The sequence below is a fragment of the Methanosarcina sp. Kolksee genome, from assembly GCF_000969945.1.
GTDB lineage: Archaea > Halobacteriota > Methanosarcinia > Methanosarcinales > Methanosarcinaceae > Methanosarcina > Methanosarcina vacuolata.
The window spans coordinates 3,942,085-3,956,414 of the sequence record NZ_CP009524.1; the positions used below are offsets into that span (position 1 = coordinate 3,942,085).

Genomic DNA, 14,330 nt, shown 5'->3' on the forward strand with positions numbered 1-14,330 from the left:
CCTCGTGTAGGGAATAAACCAATTCGAGGATTGTGTCTTTTGATGCTGTTTTTTAAAGGATTTTTGCATTTTTCCCTTCTCTACTGCTTTTTCTTCTTTTTTGCCAGTGACCGTCCGATATCTACTCCCTTCGTGAGCATGCGGACGTGGAGGGAAGTTTAAGATAGTTAATTAAACAGAGATTTGATAACTTCTTCAGAGTAAATAAGGCACTGCGGGGTCTTTACACCTAAAACTCTCCTATTTTTCACCGTTGAAATTATTAGCGTTATATCCGTGTATGACAGACTAAACAAATGTTTTTGCAATAAAAGTTTAATTTCAAGACTCTCTCTAATCTGGTTTACGATAGCAGTTTATTACTAATATACTCAGAGTTATGAATAAATACGGAAAGATAGATTCCCATATAGATGCAACACTTGCACTTATAATAAAAAAAATAGGATTAGTAAACCAGAAATTATTACACCATGATTTGGTATAGGGATTGAAAAACCATGAACTATTATAAATATTGTACAAATTATATAAGAATAGCGGGATAAACAAAGCAAAAAACAATTTTAAGTAACTCGATTTACTCATACAGTGTCTTTCTTTTCTTGTCATCCTACAGTATAAATATAAACCAAATAATACAAATAATGCTACAATGACAATGTAAACAACCGGTATCCCATATAATGTTACAACATGACTCGAAACTACTACTGCTTTTCCTACTACTACTTCTCCTGTGCCAGAGCCAATGATTGCACTTTCATTGTTCACATTTCTATATATGTTTTAAAAAGTTAAAAGATTTTTTATTTCACCCAGCACCCTTGGACTTGATAAACTTTATTTTATCTCCAGTGGAGAAATGAGATTTAGAAATCCGTAATCATCGTTTGTCTCTGATCCCTCTCTCTTAGTCTTGAAACCCTCAGTTGAGCTGATAGCTATCGAATATGTCCGCAGCAGTAACCATCTTATTGCCTGGTTGAGGATTTGATCAATCCTATTACAGGCTCTCTTATTGGAGACAGTATGAATCGGAAAACAATAGAAATAATCAAAGAGACGAATAGTCAAACTAAACATCCAGTACTGCATTATAAGAGGTAATGGGGAATTATGATTATGGCAGCCAATGAGAAAGAAATGAGGATTAAGATAATCAAAGACGGGCCATATCGGGTTACAGGTGGAGTGCCGCTTTTAGAACAGGTAATTGTCACCGATGATGCCGGCCACACAAGAGAATTAATTGATATAAAGGAATACCCTCAGCTGGAAGCCTATATTTTATGCCGCTGTGGCTCATCCGAAAACAAGCCCTTCTGTGACGGGACCCACCGCAAGATCGGTTTTAACGGTAGCGAAACAGCCAGCAGAAAGCCTTACCTGGAAAAAGCGGAAGCTTTTGAAGGTCCTGATCTAAAACTCACCGATGCCTACGAGCTCTGCGATCATTCCCGTTTCTGCCAGCGGTCTGGCGGAATAAGGAATCTCATACAAAAATCAGACGACCCGGAAGCCAGAAAAACCGCCATAGAGGAAGCTATGATCTGCCCGTCGGGACGGCTGGTCCTGTGGGACAAGAAGACAGGCAAACCCTTTGAAAAAGAATTTGAACCATCTATTGTACTGGTTCACGACAAACAAAAAGGTTGTGAAGGCCCCCTTTGGGTTAGAGGCGGTGTCCCCATTGAATCTGCTGATGGCAGCATGTACGAATCCCGGAACAGAGTAACCCTCTGCCGCTGCGGGAAGTCAGAAAACAAGCCCTACTGTGACGGCAGCCACTGGATGAATAGCCAGCAGAAGCTCGAGTTCAGGAAGAAATGGGGTCTGGAATGAGTGAGTTCGTTGATTTATAGAGATTCTTAACTTGCGGAAATAGTAATCTCGCATACAATCAGGCAATCCAAAAGCCAGAGTGAAAGCAATAAATGAGCGATTCCGCGATAAAAAATAGAAAATTCGAGGATAGTCTTCTTTAGATAGTCTTCTTTATCTTGAGATATCCTCTAATTCCTTCTGGCTCTACTGATCTGCAAAGTCTCATCAGCCTGAGCAAAGTCGTTTGTTTTGAAGATCTTCAAGCCCTTGAAGACATTTATACGTGATCAGGCTAGGTCGAAGCGATCAAGGTTCATTACCTTGGTCCAGGCTGCCACGAAGTCCTGGATAAACTTCTCCTGCGCGTCCGCGCTTCCGTAAACCTCGGCCAGAGCCCGGAGCTGGGAGTTCGAACCGAAGATGAGATCGACACGCGTGCCGGTCCACTTGACTTTGCCAGTCTTGCGATCGCGCCCTTCAAACATATCCCTTGTTTCCGATACCGCCTTCCACTCCGTGCCCATGTCAAGCAAGTTCACGAAGAAGTCGTTTGTTAGCGCCTCCGGCTTCAGGGTAAAAACGCCGTGCTGGGTCTGTTCGAAGTTGGTGTTTAGCACGCGCATACCGCCAACGAGAACCGTCATCTCTGGTGCGGTCAACGTCAGCAATTGCGCCTTGTCAACCAGCAATGCCTCGGCTGATACAGTGTATTGGCTTTTGAGGTAGTTGCGGAAACCATCCGCAATCGGTTCCATTAAGGCGAAGGAGACAACATCGGTCTGCTCCTGCAAGGCATCCATGCGCCCTGGCGAGAAGGGGACCGTCACATCGTGGCCAGCATTTCTCGCAGCCTGCTCAACGCCTGCACAACCAGCCAGAACTATCAGGTCAGCAAGCGAGACCTTCTTGCCGTCGGAGGCCGCACTGTTAAACTCTTTCAGAATACCTTCGAGAGTGTTCAGCACTTTCGCCAGCTCTACTGGCTGGTTGACTTCCCAATCCTTCTGTGGAGAGAGGCGAATTCGTGCACCGTTCACACCGCCACGCTTGTCGGAGCCACGGAAGGTGGACGCCGATGCCCAGGCAGTTGAAACCAGTTGCGCGATCGACAGCCCAGAAGTGAGGATCCTGTCCTTGAGGGAGGAAATGTCCTTCTCATCGATCAACTTGTGATTGACTGCGGGGATGGGGTCTTGCCAGATGAGCTCTTCGGCAGGGACTTCCGGACCGAGATAGCGGGCGTGCGGACCCATGTCGCGGTGCGTTAGCTTGAACCATGCGCGGGCGAATGCATCCGTTAATTGATCCGGGTTCTCGTAGAAGTGCCTTGAAATCTTTTCGTAGACGGGGTCGAACCTCAAGGAAAGGTCAGTGGTCATCATGCTTGGCGGGTGACGCTTGGAAGGGTCGTGGGCGTCCGGAATCGTGCCTGCACCTGCGCCACCTTTAGGTTGCCACTGATATGCACCGGCCGGGCTCTTCGTCAATTCCCACTCGTAGCCAAACAGAATCCTGAAGAAGTTGTTACTCCACTTCGTTGGCGTGTTGGTCCAGGTGACCTCCAGGCCGCCGGTGATCGTGTCACCGCCTTTGCCGGTGCCGAAGCTGCTCTTCCAACCGAGGCCCTGCTCCTCAATACTGGCCGCTTCTGGCTCAGGCCCGACATGGGACGCAGGACCGGCACCGTGGGTTTTACCGAAGGCATGACCGCCAGCGATGAGCGCAACGGTCTCTTCGTCGTTCATGGACATGCGAGCGAAAATATCGCGGATATCCTTGGCCGCCGCTATCGGATCCGGGTTGCCGTTCGGGCCTTCCGGATTGACGTAGATCAGCCCCATCTGCACGGCAGCGAGCGGATTTTCGAGGTCCCGGGCACCGGAGTAGCGTTTATCACCACCAAGCCACGTATCCTCAGGGCCCCAATAGACATCCTGATCCGGCTCCCATACATCCTCGCGGCCGCCTCCGAAACCGAACGTTTTGAAACCCATTGTTTCCAGGGCGACGTTACCAGCAAGAATCATGAGGTCGGCCCATGAAATCTTCCGGCCATACTTCTGCTTAATTGGCCAGAGCAGGCGACGCGCCTTGTCCAGATTGACGTTGTCCGGCCAACTGTTGAGCGGAGCAAAGCGCTGCTGGCCTCTACCGCCACCGCCACGGCCGTCAAAGGCACGGTAGGTTCCGGCGCTGTGCCACGCCATGCGAATAAATAAAGGGCCATAGTGACCAAAGTCCGCTGGCCACCAGTCCTGCGAATCAGTCATCAGCGCCGCGAGATCTTTCTTCACAGCCGCCAGATCGAGGCTCTTGAACTCTTTCGCGTAGTTGAAGTCCTCACCCATAGGGTTGGACTTGGAAGAATGCTGGCGCAGGATCTCGATCTTCAACTGGTTTGGCCACCAGTCGCGGTTCGACATGCCTTTACCGGTTTCTTGTTTGTCTGCTCTGCTCGTTTCAGGAATCTTTCTTTCTTCAGTCATAACGTTACCTACCCCAACTATTAATAAAAATTCAAGACCAAATCTCTAGTATGTAATCTCAAATCTTGTCTCCTCTGGAAGAATTGAGTGCCGTTTGCCAGAGAGATTAATTTCGGTCCGCTTTTCAAAAGCTTGAAATTCTTACATGATGTTTTACCATTTCCAATTTATCATCTTTTAATGTGAGCTTGTTTCAAAACTACCTCTAATCCTTCCATGCCAATTTTTGGAGTAAAGAAATCAAGATCATCAAGTCGAATGGAAAATCTGCTTTATATAAAACATGAATAATCGGGATTTTGAAACTAGCTCGATATGAACGACATGAGCCTCTTAATAGGCTTCATCATAATACAGCTCATGTAAAGTCCATTGCTATTCTTTCAAACCGTCATCCTCTTGTCGAATTTGCCTTTCCAATCCTGGAAGCTCGTTACTTCAGGTCTTACGACTCCGATTCTGGCTATATTTCCCCCTTTAATCATTACTATTAGTTTTATCCCTAAAGAAATTATTCAAATTCAATATTAAAAACTATATAACCACGGATATCTATTTAATATTGAGTAGTGAACTATCCCTCCCTGCCTGATGGTGAGGAAGGGGCTTCTTGCTTCATCCCTCGAACCACTGCTCGCAAATCCACAAGCCCATCCCCTACGTTCCGCAGGTGTCAGATAACTATTAGGTTTTGATCTTGAAGAGAGAACTTTTTTTATATTGATTGCAGCATTTACATCTCTATCGCGTTTGGTTTTGCAATCAGGACATATCCATCCTCTGTCTCTCAAGGTCAAATTTGAATTAGAATATCCACACAAAACAACGAAGAGCCCAGGTTTTTGAAGAAGGCTCAAACTTTCTATGAAGAACCGCTTCAACTTTTCCAATCTTTGGAAGTTTGATAATATTTTTGTCAAAGTCTACCGTGTAATGATGTGGAATTTGCTTTATGACGCCGAATTTGCTTTATGACGCCGAATGCACTTGATTTTGCATCATACGCGCGTAAGTCCTGTTTATGTAAACTAATTCTTCAAATCACTACGATCAATGGTAAAATCACATGCAATACTATATCAGCAGAGAAATGCGATATCATAGCTGATTCTAAACCTTTTTTCCAGTAAAGCCATCCAAATATAATTCCAGCGACACAATTTATAACAATGGTACGGACAATTAACAGCGGGCTGGGTGTTGTTATTGCTAACAAAGTTGGTAGATGACCAATACCAAAAATAACGGCTGCCAGAATAATAGCTAACCACATATCTGCGTTTGTTGGCTTTCCATCCTCTGTTTTTTTAATTTTAAAAAATATCCAAACAAGTAGAGTCATTAAAAATAATCTTAAAAGGATCTCTTCGTTTATTCCACCATAAAACGATGAAAGGAAGCCCTGCCATGCCGGAGGATTTAGCTGACCTGTCTGAGCTACATTAATTGTTACACCCGCAAAGGAAAACAGGTAATCAAGTCCAATTATCAGGATACCGGCTAATATTCCAAGCCCAATAGATATTCCAAGTATGGATTTTAAATAACTTTTAACCTCTCTGCCTTCAATCCATCCTTCAAGGATTGGAAGACCAAGTCCGACTTTTTTGGCAAGATGAAGGCCAATAATGATGGCAACCGAAAACAGAATTATACTCTGGATAACCTGAGCAGCCAGGAAGACGTATAAAGGCACGGGTAAATTTTGAAGTAATTCTCCTTGAAGAGTAAGAGTATAAGGAAGTACAAATATAACTCCAAAGATACATGCAATTAGTAAGATTATAAATAATTTCCACTCTGTTTTCATTTTTATCTCCATATTACTTCATTTAATTATTTTCTCCTGATATCCGATATTTTCCAATGGCCACTTTTCTTCTCCAGGGAATTCCATGTTGAATACAAGGGCTTGAACATTGAGGGGTTAAATGTTACTGGGTCAAATGTTACTGGGTTAAATGTTCCTATTAGCGGTTGGGCAGAATAACGGATGAATAAAACTCTTTTCTAATTACGAGTAACTGGGAACGATTCTGGAGGGCGAACCCTATCAGAACGATTCTGGAGGAAGGGCCCTATCAGTTTGTGAGCAGATATCGGGCGTGGAGAGAAGTACAGGTTCAAATTTAAAATCTGGAAATTTGACATTTTCAAATTAAATTTTAGTAGTATATTAAATTTTTTAGTTTTTAGTCATTTTCTATGGATAAGACGATTTCCAATTCAAAGCCGCATTGGTTTTTATGAGGACATTATGAGGACATTATGAGGACATTATGAGGATATCCACAAAACAACGAAGAGCTAATTCAACATGAAAATGCTGTCCATGTGCAAGCATTTTCATAGGTTGTGCATGTTATTCAAAGAATATCATGTTCGTTTAACATGAAAATGCCGCGATCTGCAAGCATTTTTTAAATAAATATTCAACTTAGTGCCAAAATTTACAACTAGGTTGCAACCAGCTAACAAAGTCAGACTTTAAAATAAGAGCTATTCCCTTTTTGTTGACAGCATATGAATTTACTTGCGGCAATCGGGTCATATATAATTTTTCTGTGCGAATCTTTGAACAATCAAAGATAAGAAAACGGCTTCACGTCCAAATTCTCACGAAAATTGCATAATGTAACACTTTATACGGAAAACTTATAAAGAGTAAGTAAAGAGGGATTTATGAAGTTCAAATGTAGTCTTCTAGACCACCAAAGACTCCATAAGATACGCTCTAAGAGGAATTATTGAGTTAGCTTTGAGTGTTTTAAGCTTGTGTTATTCTGCCTCCTAAGGAAAATAGACTCTTCGGAATGAAATAAATGATCAGGAACAAAATTGGAACAAGAGTACTGCTTTTGGCAGTGTTTCTGGCTGCTGTCGCATTGGTGCCGGCTGTTAATGCTCAAAATGAGAATGATTATTCTGTAACTGAAGAGGTAGCTTTTGAACATGCAAATGCGCAAATAATAGATTTTATTGCAAACGATGCTGAATTTGAAGAGTGGAAAGGAGCAGCTATCGATCCCAAGCCATTAGAACTCTATGATCCAAACGGGCAGAAACTGTATTATCAATTTTCGGTATATAAAAATAATAGCCTGATAGGTAGAGTCGACGTAGGGGCTAATAAGACCCTTGGGCAGTCAATTCAGGTTATCGAACAAACTCCGGTTCTGTATAATATAACTGAAGCAGTGAATAAATCAATTGAAACTGCCAGAAATGAATATCCAGACGGTGAAATAAAATCAACCGAGGTGGTTGTATATTGCTATCCCAGTATTGGGGCAATGACCGTAATAAAAGACAAAGCCTCAGGAGATGAGCATCGGATATTTGTAGATGCATATACTCTTGAAGTGATACCGGATAGACCTGCAACTGAAACGGAGCCCGGAATTTGGTCAATTTTTGATAGGAGATTACAGAATGGGGTGGAGGAGAATTTAAAGAGCTGGCAGGCAAGCGATCAGCTTACTAAATCTATAGAACAAGAAGCGGCTAGTAAAGGAATTTGTATCAGTGTGCCAGTAACATTGAATGATTACCTGAATTCCGAAGCAACTAATGTGAATTATGAGTACTATAATTACTTTTTTGGACTTTATTCACTGGGAAATACTGTAATTAGCAGATACGGCAAACTTCCTGTACTGGAAAATGAAGAACAAAAAGAAAACTGGAACTCTACTCTTGAAGAACTCAGTAACAGGATAGAAGATCCGGTTGCTTCAAAATATATGTATCCCCATGGAGAGGTAATGTCATGCGGAATTAATGACAGGGGATACTTTGTAATTTTGTTCAAGTATGGCAATGTTGACGAGCCTTTGATGAATGAGATGTACACTCTAATAGACGACTCTGCAAAAGAGATGGGTATACAGGACGTTCCGGTAGAATTTGGTTACGGAACCTATTGGGAGGAAATTTACCTGGAAGGTATTAACGGCTGGTACTGGTTTGGAAAAAGTACAGAGAATCTATCCAAATCAGATATTAATACTCTTGAAGAGGTTATGGAGCACAAACCGACCATGCCTCTGAATAAAACAATTGCAGCTTATGGAATCATTCCTTTGTTAAAAGACCCGAATGAGATAAACTTATGGCAAGAAAAACTGTATACGATTACTTGTCAAATACAGAAAAAAATGACGCCATATATGGAAAAGGGCCAGATAATAACCTATGGGGCAAGGATAAGACTGGAAATAGAAATTAACGAAAATTTGTCTTCCGAAGAACAGAACACTGTAGTTAAAGAGGTTTACCAGATAATTGATGAAGAAGCAAGAAAACAAAATATTACCGACGTCCCGGTTGTTTTTATAACACCGGAAGAAGAATCCATGACAGAACCTGACAATTCAAGCAATAATAGTGATTCTGAATCTGATGTTGGGGGTAAACAAAGCAAAAATAACTCTACTCCAGGTTTTGGATTATTGGCAAGCTTAACCTGCCTTTATGGAGGATGGAAACTCAAGAGAAAATAATGAGAGAAAATAATGAGAGAAAATAATGAGAGAAAATAATGGGAGAAAATAATGAGAGAAAATAATGAGAGAAAATAATGAGAGAAAATAATGAGAGAAAATAATGGGAGAAAATAATGGGAGAAAATGATACAGGACAGAAAGTTACTATGAAACAACAAACCTCGTTTTTCATCTGGTCGCTTCTCAAAAAACTGCGTAATTAGGCTGGTACGTATCCATCTCCATCAACTACACAAATCTCATAAAGTTACCCAGTATACCTGTACAATTTTTCCATTGGGATGTAAAATCTCTTTTTCAAAGATACCATTGCATTTTTGAATTATTTTACTTGAAGCTTCATTGTCTTTATAACATGCCAGCATCACTTTTGACAATCTAATTTGTCTCGCGTAATCAAGTGCCATTTTCAGCATTTGTGTGGCATAACCTTTTTTGCGTTCGGAGGGACGTACACCGTAACCAATGTGTCCGTAATTACGTAAAAAGTCGTTTAGGCTGTGCCGAATATCAATCATACCTATAATTTTTTGATCAGACTTACGAACAACAAAAAATGTACTTGCGACTACCCAATCACTATGTACGGTTTTTTCATTGGAGTTTTCTTCTATAATTTTGAGCCAATCCGAGTAAAGATCTAGGCTCTTCGTCATTTCCTATGGATAAGATGATTTTCAATTCAAGACCGCATTGGTTTTTATGAGAGTATTATGAGAATATCCACACAAAACAACGAAGAGCCAAGATCTATTTTGTCAAGCAGAGCGCTACCATGTAATTCATATTCTCCGATATCAAAGTGTTCTTTTTTATATTCTAAAGCAGCCTCTTCAAGCGTTGTAGTCGGTTTTATTAATTCGAGGTCATCCATAAAGTACTTCTCTGACATTCATTCGGACATTGATTACGACATATATAAAAATTTTTGTATTGCCCGTATTTTCTAAAATTTTTGCAACAAATCCGGATTAAACGCCTGAGTTTTATTGAAGAATTTGGTAACTGTGTGTATATGCAAGAGTTGAATTCTATTATATTTTTAGATCCTTAAACGTTAAATAGAGATCCAGATAAACAATTTATCATTACCGAAGTGAGCCATTCTCGGTATTTGAGAAAACCAGGAGGTGTTTTAACGGTTCAAAAGTTAAATAGTAGAGTGGTGGGATTATGGTATTAGTGAGTAAGAGATGGATTTTAGATAATGTTCAAATGTTGTACTGCTCCAGTGGAGTACTTGACCTTGAAGATATCAAGGATTTCAAGGAACCTAAAGAGGGTTTTGAAACAAATCTGAGCCATATTGAAAAGCTGGAAGTAGAGAAAGGGGAAAGAAGGGAAACGTTCCATGTCCTTATTCCTGGAGAGTTTGGATGGGCTGAAGCGCTCCCTTTCACTGCGTACCCCGAAGAAACTGACGAATATTAAATGTGTAAAGGATATCGGATGTTAAAACCGAATAACTGTGAAAAAAGATCGGCTACGATAGATACAAAAATATAAAAGGAATAAAATTAAGCGGAATAAAATTAAGCGGAATAAAATTAAGCGGAATAAAATTAAGCGTTTTCTTACACTCTTCTTCTTGCTTTTCTATTTGTCTTATTCACTTTATTTCTGCACTTTCATAGAAACATTTACACTGATGCCAACTAACACAACAATTGAACAATTTAACCAAAAATTGATTGCAAAAAACATGTCATTTCATAACATCTTTAACACTTTTCACCCAAAGACCCAGGAAGCCCTCAAAACTCTTGGCTTTACAAAACCCACAGAACCGAGCGCTGTTTTTTCATAAGGCTCTTCGTCATTTCCGATGGATAAGATGATTTTCAATTCAAGGCCGCATTGGTTTTTATGAGGACATTATGAGGATATCCACACAAAAAAAGAAGAGCCCTTTTTATGAGTTGCTGTTACTTCGGCCCTTGAGATTGTTGTGTGCCGATGAATAATTTTCTTGTTTGGCACCTTAGATCACTTGAGTTGTAGAAAGGTTTTACCCAGTTATCTGTTGTATCGAGTTGCAATGGTTTGTTTGACGTACTGTTTTCATGCAGGCTTCTGAACCTGTAGTGGTCGAATAGCCGGATAGCTTCAATGGCGTAATAGTAAGCTATATCTACATCCCGGATTTCGATCAAATTATCACCATTGCTTTTTTCGCCACCCTGGGAGAGATTGGAAGAGCCGCAGTACACAACCGGATTATCGCCATTAAAGTCGCAGACAACGAATTTGTGGTGGATAACCTGTCCCGTCCCCCCGCTATATTCTTCCTTGAACGGCTCTGGAATGTCCTTTTCCAGGAACTCAAAACTTGTCACTCCACTATTCTTTCCTTGCTTGAACAAACTTAGCTGGCTGTTTTTTTCAATAGTTCCAAGAGAGAGAATATTATCTCTTTTTGACAGGTTCTCAAGGGCTGGCATCACAGGTCCTCCTCCAGAAGTCTCCATAACCGCAAAGAAGACCGAACTTTTTGCCGAATCTATGGTTTGAGACACGGTTTCCAAGGAGAATGCTGTTTTATGCGGAGCATAGCTGATTGAGACCGAAGGGTTGTGATTCGTTGTTGCTTCAAACCATTGTGATGCGATGGTTGAGGATTTAAACTTTTTTTGATCATTGAAAGCCTGTTCGAATGCCTTTTCATAGAGTTCGGCGGTTGTGGGGTCATTAAAGATCAGAACACTGTTAGCCTGGACGTAGAATCCTCTTAATGAGAAGTTGGCTGAGCCTGTTAGCACTTTTACAGCTTTGCCATTTTTCTTTTGAATCATTACTTTGTTATGCGCAAAACGAGAGAAATGACCGGTTTTTACAGCCGCTCCTGCCTGCTTCAACTTGTTGACAACATCAGGTTCAACCGCCGTGGATTTAGTATGTAGCGGAGCATCGTCCTGAAATACACGAACACGAGACCCCATAGAAGCAAGTTTTCGAATAATATCAGGTTCGTCGAAGTCGTAAGCGAATACGTCTACACTAATCGAATTATCATTCAAGCACTCTTCAAGAAAATCGAAAACCATTTTCCTTGCGTGAGCACCAAGCCATTTATATTGTGCCTGGTATGGAGCAGTATCGAAATCAATGGACTTGGTCTTCGGCCTGATAGCCTTATTATCAAACCTGTCAGCATAAGCCTGAGATGAAATATATCCCCTAGTAAAACCCAGCTCAAGATTGGGAAAAGCACGATAACTCAGGTCTGCTTCAGTTTGAACGCTGGGACCTAAATCAACAGATCCATTGCTATTGAAATAACACGCATAAACAGTGTAAACGTACTTCCCAGGGCCTGCACTTGGAAAATGAACCCAGTGGAATATCTGAAAAGGAGCTTTATTCGAATCTTCCCACATTTCAGGAGTAAGTTCAGTTTCACTTGAAAGTTCTCTCTTAAAACTAAGCCTGTTCTTCAACCAGTACTCGTTCGACCTGTAAGGACCTTTGTTCGGAGTAATAACCTTCACCGCAAAGCCAGCAAGGTTTTTCGTCTTCTCCTCATCAATATCAAATGCCAGAAGAACAGTACCGTCTCCATCATAAGCAGTGACTGCCAATCCTTCATTCTTAGACAATTTGCTCAAAGGCATAATAATGCGCTCCCTATATAATTTTAGTAATAATAAATTATAAAAGAACAGAATTTAAAGATGTTAGTATCAAAAATAAAACGAAAGTACATTGTGATTTGGATTCATTGGCTACTCTAAAACTCTAAATGGTTGCAGACTTCAAACCCTGGGAAGAAGAGGAAATCAAGCTTGTCAAAAAAGGGGCAAAAAAGGTTAAAGTCTCCGCTGAAGAAAAGAAATGGATACGGAGAGTTTACAGAAACGCAAGTGTGGTCAGCTTGCAGGGGAAAAAGGTGGTTATCGCACTTGCTAGGCGGGGAATTGGGCGTGATACGGCGTAAAAGGTGATTGAAAAAATGATAGTGGGTGAAGGGAAGTTTTACAGGGATATTTTGATTGCAGAGAGGAATTATGTGAAGACGAAGAAGTTTTGGGAATGAGAAAGAACTTTAGCAAAAATCAAGACTTATGTCTTTTAATGCTTTCTGAAATAATATAGTCTATATGCATTGGCCACTTTGGACCAAAATATTCATTCATCAATTTTTGCAAATTAAAATTACCAATTAGTTCTATTCGATTATTTTGATCTACCAGTTTCTTTGAATCTGGTGTAAATTCTGCTGTTGTAACTAAAACGCCTTTTGTTGCCTTACTATCTGAGACAACTCCTAGTAAAGCTCTGGTTTTATCAACGTTAACATTTTTTCCTTGTTTTTTGCATTGAATCAAGATTTTTTCTCTCATCCCTATTTCCTTCCTTTCTGCAATGATGTCTTTGCCTCCATCGTGCGTTTTCTTAGTCATGGTAGTTGTATATCCCATCTCATAATAGAGTGCTTCAACAACATGCTCAAATTGATATGGATCAATAGCTTCGAAGATTTCTCGAGGGTGAGACATCTCCATGAACTTTGCGCGAATTATTGCAATTGCATCAAGAAGACCCTGCGATCTTTCATCAGGTAACAACTGAATATGAGCAAATAAATATGCGTTTAACGAATTTATCGCATGCTTAGGCTCATGTGGCAGTAAATCAATAACCCAAGTAATACCTTCCCAAACTGGTTGTTTATTAATATACGACCTTGACAAGCGTTTATAATATTCAATTTTTGTCAGTGTTGCAAATTTCTTTTTATTATTTTTAGCACACTCTATCAAAAAACATAAATTAAGATTGTCTATCCCCATAGATCCTGAGGTAATAAGGAATTTTCGGAGTAAGAAAATTACTTCTTCTTCACTTCTACTATTGATTGTTTCCAAATATTTTTCCCGAATCTCATCATTTGGAAACATATAATTTATGAATTGGAGATTTTTACTTTCTTTTGATTTAATTAATTTTAACCATTCCTCAAGACTATAACCGGTTACATCAACGAATTCTTTATCCGTATCAAGACGATACGCGGTTAAATCAACCACTTCTTTGTCATTAGTTCTCATTCTGCATCAATCAATAATACTCTTATTTAGTTTTTGACATATTTTCTTTTATCTCTATTAGAACTCTGCTATTTCTTTAATGCTTAGTATTTATGGAGTCAATCCCAAAAATTATAATTGCGACTCTAAATCCTTTATTCCAAATAATAAATCGAGTTTCTGATCACGAAACTCAGTTCGGAAAACTTCACCGACTTGAGGGATAAATTGGTTTTGGGATGAGTTCATTCTGTAAAAATAAGTACGAAAATCAGATAAGCCATATAATACAATTTTGAAATACTAAAATAGTTTTTCCGATACAGTAAAACATGAGCCTATCTCAAAACTTAAAATTTACTTCTTTAGGTCTCGTACTTTAAGTGACCAATCGAACTTCTAATTATGAAAGTAATTCTGAATAATTTTGGTATTGGGGTAAAACCAGGTTTTGGGATGAGCTCAGGGTGTACACTCAAAAGTAT

Annotated in this window: 9 protein-coding genes and 2 pseudogenes; 4 read left to right on the plus strand and 7 right to left on the minus strand. The window is 40.3% G+C overall.

Annotated features, from left to right (window positions below):
* Positions 1-1,125 precede the first annotated feature (1,125 nt).
* On the plus strand, positions 1,126-1,845 hold the full coding sequence (locus MSKOL_RS16165) for a CDGSH iron-sulfur domain-containing protein (protein WP_231592288.1): 720 nt from the start codon (positions 1,126-1,128) through the stop codon (positions 1,843-1,845).
* Between the two features lie 269 nt (positions 1,846-2,114).
* Here the strand turns inward: MSKOL_RS16165 and katG are convergent, their stop codons facing one another.
* The 3 genes and pseudogenes from katG to MSKOL_RS16175 all read right to left on the minus strand — a co-directional run bounded on the left by katG (position 2,115) and on the right by MSKOL_RS16175 (position 6,123).
* Positions 2,115-4,313, minus strand: a complete 2,199-nt coding sequence (gene katG, locus MSKOL_RS16170; protein WP_048157695.1) for a catalase/peroxidase HPI — start codon at positions 4,311-4,313, stop codon at positions 2,115-2,117.
* A 673-nt stretch (positions 4,314-4,986) separates the two neighbouring features.
* A pseudogene (locus MSKOL_RS19560) lies at positions 4,987-5,174 on the minus strand (zinc ribbon domain-containing protein); the annotation flags it as partial.
* Between the two features lie 175 nt (positions 5,175-5,349).
* Entirely contained in the window at positions 5,350-6,123 is a 774-nt protein-coding gene (locus tag MSKOL_RS16175) for a type II CAAX prenyl endopeptidase Rce1 family protein (RefSeq protein ID WP_052725647.1), read from the minus strand.
* 1,012 nt (positions 6,124-7,135) lie between these two features.
* On the opposite strand from MSKOL_RS16175, the gene MSKOL_RS21220 reads away from it, so the two are divergent.
* Complete coding sequence (locus MSKOL_RS21220) at positions 7,136-8,815, plus strand: hypothetical protein (RefSeq protein ID WP_231592289.1); 1,680 nt, start codon at positions 7,136-7,138, stop codon at positions 8,813-8,815.
* Positions 8,816-9,057: 242 nt separating this feature from the next.
* On the opposite strand, the gene MSKOL_RS16190 is transcribed toward MSKOL_RS21220, so the two are convergent.
* Both MSKOL_RS16190 and MSKOL_RS20505 read right to left on the minus strand, forming a co-directional pair.
* Positions 9,058-9,474, minus strand: a complete 417-nt coding sequence (locus tag MSKOL_RS16190) for a GNAT family N-acetyltransferase (protein ID WP_052725564.1) — start codon at positions 9,472-9,474, stop codon at positions 9,058-9,060.
* 44 nt (positions 9,475-9,518) lie between these two features.
* Entirely contained in the window at positions 9,519-9,710 is a 192-nt protein-coding gene (locus tag MSKOL_RS20505; protein ID WP_156151125.1) for a hypothetical protein, read from the minus strand.
* A gap of 281 nt (positions 9,711-9,991) precedes the next feature.
* On the opposite strand from MSKOL_RS20505, the gene MSKOL_RS16195 reads away from it, so the two are divergent.
* Complete coding sequence (locus tag MSKOL_RS16195; RefSeq protein WP_156151126.1) at positions 9,992-10,249, plus strand: hypothetical protein; 258 nt, start codon at positions 9,992-9,994, stop codon at positions 10,247-10,249.
* 494 nt (positions 10,250-10,743) lie between these two features.
* Here MSKOL_RS16195 and MSKOL_RS16200 read toward each other — a convergent pair whose 3' ends face one another.
* The gene (locus MSKOL_RS16200) at positions 10,744-12,429 is read right to left on the minus strand and encodes a phospholipase D-like domain-containing protein (protein WP_048157698.1); all 1,686 of its coding nucleotides are present in this window, start codon (positions 12,427-12,429) and stop codon (positions 10,744-10,746) included.
* Between the two features lie 128 nt (positions 12,430-12,557).
* Here MSKOL_RS16200 and MSKOL_RS16205 point away from each other — a divergent pair.
* Positions 12,558-12,851, plus strand: a pseudogene (locus MSKOL_RS16205) (helicase); the annotation flags it as partial.
* Between the two features lie 19 nt (positions 12,852-12,870).
* On the opposite strand, the gene MSKOL_RS18945 reads toward MSKOL_RS16205, so the two are convergent.
* Positions 12,871-13,866: a restriction endonuclease gene (locus MSKOL_RS18945; protein WP_052725566.1), complete on the minus strand. Its 996-nt coding sequence runs from the start codon at positions 13,864-13,866 to the stop codon at positions 12,871-12,873.
* Between the last annotated feature and the right edge of the window lie 464 nt (positions 13,867-14,330).

Excerpts from the sequence above, each read along its gene's own strand:
- MSKOL_RS16200 (WP_048157698.1), bottom strand. The coding sequence starts at position 12,429 with ATGCCTTTGAGCAAATTGTCTAAGAATGAAGGATTGGCAGTCACTGCT.
- katG (WP_048157695.1), bottom strand. The coding sequence starts at position 4,313 with ATGACTGAAGAAAGAAAGATTCCTGAAACGAGCAGAGCAGACAAACAA.
- MSKOL_RS16190 (WP_052725564.1), bottom strand. The coding sequence starts at position 9,474 with ATGACGAAGAGCCTAGATCTTTACTCGGATTGGCTCAAAATTATAGAA.
- MSKOL_RS16195 (WP_156151126.1), top strand. The coding sequence starts at position 9,992 with ATGGTATTAGTGAGTAAGAGATGGATTTTAGATAATGTTCAAATGTTG.
- MSKOL_RS20505 (WP_156151125.1), bottom strand. The coding sequence starts at position 9,710 with ATGTCAGAGAAGTACTTTATGGATGACCTCGAATTAATAAAACCGACT.
- MSKOL_RS16175 (WP_052725647.1), bottom strand. The coding sequence starts at position 6,123 with ATGAAAACAGAGTGGAAATTATTTATAATCTTACTAATTGCATGTATC.
- MSKOL_RS21220 (WP_231592289.1), top strand. The coding sequence starts at position 7,136 with ATGATCAGGAACAAAATTGGAACAAGAGTACTGCTTTTGGCAGTGTTT.
- MSKOL_RS16165 (WP_231592288.1), top strand. The coding sequence starts at position 1,126 with ATGGCAGCCAATGAGAAAGAAATGAGGATTAAGATAATCAAAGACGGG.
- MSKOL_RS18945 (WP_052725566.1), bottom strand. The coding sequence starts at position 13,866 with ATGAGAACTAATGACAAAGAAGTGGTTGATTTAACCGCGTATCGTCTT.